Below are 3,610 nucleotides of genomic sequence, written 5' to 3' on the forward strand. Positions count from 1 at the left end.
GCTGCGGCACCCGCCGCCCCAGCCATCCCGGCGGCGGCCGCGGCGGCGCTGCGGCCCCGCGGCCAGGTGCCGTCGAGGACGGCGGTGGCCGCGACCCGGGTGTCCCCGCCGGGCGGCGCCTCCTCGCCGAGCAGGGTCAGCAGCAGCCGTTCGGTCGAGGGCCGGGTCCGCGGGTCACGGGCGAGCGCGGAGCGGACGACGGGTTGCAGCTGCGCCGGCACGTCCCGCAGGTCGGGCCGGCCCGTCTGGATCTTCTCCGACATCTCCAGATAGGTGCCGTCCCCGTAGGGGTGGGTGCCGACGGCGGCGTAGGCGATGAGCAGACCCCAGGCGAAGACGTCGACCGCCGGGCCGATCGTCGCGCCCTCCATCTGCTCGGGCGCCATCCAGCCGACCGAGCCGAGGACGAGGCCGGTCTGGGTCCGGCCCTGCGCCGCGTCGAGCGCCCGGGCGATCCCGAAGTCGATGACCCGGGGACCGGAGAACGACAGCATGACATTGCTCGGCTTGAGGTCACGGTGGACGATGCCGGCCTTGTGGATCGCGGTCAGCGCGCTGGCCACGCCGATCGCCACGCCCTGCAGCGTCGACATCGGCAGCGGCCCGGACCGTTTGACGACGTCGTCGAGGCGGACACCGTCGATGTACTCCGTGACGAGGTAGGGGCGGCGGGCGGCGGGGTCGGCGTCGAGGACCTGCGCGGTGCAGAACGGGGCGACCCGGCGCGCCGCGGCGACCTCGTCCCGGAACCGCTCGCGGAACTCGGGGTCGGCGGCCAGGTCCGAGCGGATCACCTTGATCGCGACGAGGGCCCCGGCGGCGTCGCGGGCGAGGTACACCGTGCCCATGCCGCCCGAGCCGAGCCGGCGCACGACCCGGTAGGCGCCGATGACGGTCGGGTCGTCAGGGTGCAGCGCCTCACCCCGGGTGCCGTCCGGCTCGTCCCGGCCCGTCGATCGATCCGCCACCGCTCTCCCGCCCCGTGTCCGCCCTGTCCCCACCGCCGCTCGGTGCGGCGCGGCGACCGCGGGTGCCTGCCACCTCACGCTAGTACCCGCCGGGCGCGGCGCGGGGAGCGCTGTCCGCCATCCGACGGCCAGGAGGACGTGCCGTTTCTCCGGGAACGCCCCGGAATTCCGCCTGAACAGCCGATATGACCGGCAACGAACCGTGCAACGGAGAAACGATACAAGCGCAACGCCACACCCCGTTGACCGGGACCGGTCCGCAGGCGATCCGGGCACATCGCCGGCCGGCGCCCCGGCCCGGCGCCGCGGCGCCGACCGACCCGGGACGCCCACCAGCGAAGATGACGGCGTGCGGGCCAGATCTCCGGCAGGATGAGGCGAAGGAACGTCCAGTGGCACCGACCGGACACCCCAGTCCGACCGGCCGGGCCACGAGGTGCGGGGAGCTGCCCATGGTCACGCAGTCGGTCGAGCCGAACGCCGGCACCGCCGTCCGACCCGACGCCGCCGCGGGCGGCGACGTCGACACCAGCGTGGACATGCTGATCGTCGGCGCCGGCCCCGCGGGGCTCTACGGCGCCTACTACGCGGGGTTCCGGGGCATGTCCGTCGCGCTGATGGACTCGTTGCCCGAGGCGGGCGGCCAGGTCACCGCGCTGTACCCGGAGAAGGTGATCTACGACGTGGCCGGCTTCCCCGCCATCCGCGGCCGCGAGCTGGTCGACGCCCTCGTCGCCCAGGCCGCCCAGTTCGACCCGACGTACCTGCTGGACCAGCAGGCCGCTGAGCTCGCCCACGAACCGGACGCGGTCGTGGTGACCAGCAGCCAGGGCCGCCGGGTCCGCGCCAGGGTCGTTGTGATCACCGGCGGTCTCGGCACGTTCACCCCCCGGCCGCTGCCGACCGGCACCGGCCATCTCGGCCGGGGCCTCGTCTACTTCGTGCCGAAGCTGGACGCCTACGCCGACCAGGACGTCATCGTGGTCGGCGGCGGGGACAGCGCCTTCGACTGGGCGCTTGCCCTGGAGCCGATCGCCCGCTCGGTCACCCTGGCGCACCGCCGCGACCGGTTCCGCGCGCACGCGTCGACGATCGCGCGGGTCGAGGCGTCGAGCGTGGAGATCCTCACCTTCACCGAGGTCGCCGCCATCCACGGCGAGGACCGGATCGAGAAGGTCGAGCTGGTGCAGACCCGCACCGGGGACCGGCACGTCCGCCCGGCGCAGGCGGTGGTTGCCGCGCTCGGCTTCACCGCCGACCTCGGGCCGCTGACCCGCTGGGGGCTCACCATCGACCGGCGGCACATCGCGGTCGACTCGACGATGTCCACCGGCGTCAACCGGATCTTCGCGGCCGGGGACATCACCGAGTACCCCGGCAAGGTTCGCCTCATCGCCACCGGCTTCGGCGAGGTCGCGACCGCCGTCAACAACGCCGCGCCGGTCGTCGACCCGGCGGCGAAGGTCTTCCCGGGGCACAGCTCCGACGACGGCACCGCCGTCTGACGAGTCGGGGCCGGTCCAACCCGGCCCGGTCCGAACCGACCCGAACCGGCTCGAACCGAACCGACCCGGCTCGTGCTCGCGGGCCGCGGCACCTGCGGCCGACGGCCCCGGGCAGGCATCCGGCGCACACTGGTGCCATGCGCGGTCTTCTGGTTATCGGCCACGGTTCACGACGGGACGAGGCGAACGCCACCGTCCGCGAGCTGGCCCGCCGCCTGGCGACCGAACCCCGCCAGGACACCGACGGTTGCGCGGGCCGCCCGCCCCACTCGGGCGGACCGGCCGGACCGCGGCCGTGGGGAGCCGTCGAGGCGGCGTTCCTCGAGGTCAGCCGGCCCGACATCGACGAGGGCTACGACAACCTCGCGGACGCGGGCTGCACCGAGATCGTCGTCTACCCGTTCTTCCTCTTCGGCGGCAACCACACCCGCCGCGACCTTCCCGCGGCACTCGAGGAGGCGCGCGGGCGGCATCCGACGACCCGCTGGATCCTCTCCGAGCCCCTCGGCCTGCACGCCTGCGTCATCGAGGCGGTGCGGGCGCGGCTCGACGACACGCTGCGCGAGCTCGTCGACGCCGCCGATCATCCCACCGGCTGACGGACCGACCGACGCCCGCAGCGGCCAGGCACGGCGATCGGGGCAGCCGCCGGGGAGGCGATCAGGAGGCGGCGGCGGCGCGGCTGGCGGCGACGAAATCGGCGACGGCCGCGGCGAGCGGGCGCACCCCCGGCTCGGCCGGCACGATGTCCACCCGCATACCGGCGGCCTCGCAGGCCTGGGCGCTGCGCCGGCCCATCGCGGCGACGAGCAGGTCCGGGGGCAGCGGCCCGTACAGCTCGGCGGTGCTGCGGGCGGCCGTCGAGGACGCGAACGCCGCGACGTCGAAGTCGCCGTGACGCAGCTCGTCGGCGATCCGCGGATCGGGGTCGGCAGTCACGTCGGTCAGCAGCGGCACCCGCCGCGGCGTCCACGGTCCGCCCGCCGGCAGGTCGGCCGCGCCGACGATCAGCACCCCCGGCACCGGTGCCGGCCAGCAACCCGCCGCTCCCGGCCCGGCGCCCGCCGCTCCCCCGGCATCCGTCGCACGGCCGGCGCCCGCGTCCCCGCCGGCGCTCCCGGCAGCGCCCGCGGCGAG

At 75.4% G+C, this 3,610-nt stretch carries 4 protein-coding genes; 2 read left to right on the forward strand and 2 right to left on the reverse strand.

The genetic code is table 11. The annotated features are described in order from the left end of the window. On the reverse strand, positions 1 to 968 hold a 968-nt coding region (locus FRAQA3DRAFT_RS18555; protein ID WP_009740583.1), incomplete at its 3' end, for a serine/threonine-protein kinase. A gap of 539 nt (positions 969 to 1,507) precedes the next feature. Here FRAQA3DRAFT_RS18555 and FRAQA3DRAFT_RS18560 point away from each other — a divergent pair. Next, positions 1,508 to 2,473, forward strand: a complete 966-nt coding sequence (locus tag FRAQA3DRAFT_RS18560; protein ID WP_035923080.1) for an NAD(P)/FAD-dependent oxidoreductase — start codon at positions 1,508 to 1,510, stop codon at positions 2,471 to 2,473. A gap of 137 nt (positions 2,474 to 2,610) precedes the next feature. Beyond that, on the forward strand, positions 2,611 to 3,072 hold the full coding sequence (locus tag FRAQA3DRAFT_RS18565; RefSeq protein WP_009740585.1) for a sirohydrochlorin chelatase: 462 nt from the start codon (positions 2,611 to 2,613) through the stop codon (positions 3,070 to 3,072). 61 nt (positions 3,073 to 3,133) lie between these two features. Here the strand turns inward: FRAQA3DRAFT_RS18565 and FRAQA3DRAFT_RS37435 are convergent. After that, positions 3,134 to 3,610: uroporphyrinogen-III synthase (locus FRAQA3DRAFT_RS37435; protein ID WP_009740586.1), on the reverse strand; the 477-nt coding region annotated here is incomplete at its 5' end.

The sequence above is a fragment of the Frankia sp. QA3 genome (assembly GCF_000262465.1).
Lineage (GTDB): Bacteria > Actinomycetota > Actinomycetes > Frankiales > Frankiaceae > Frankia.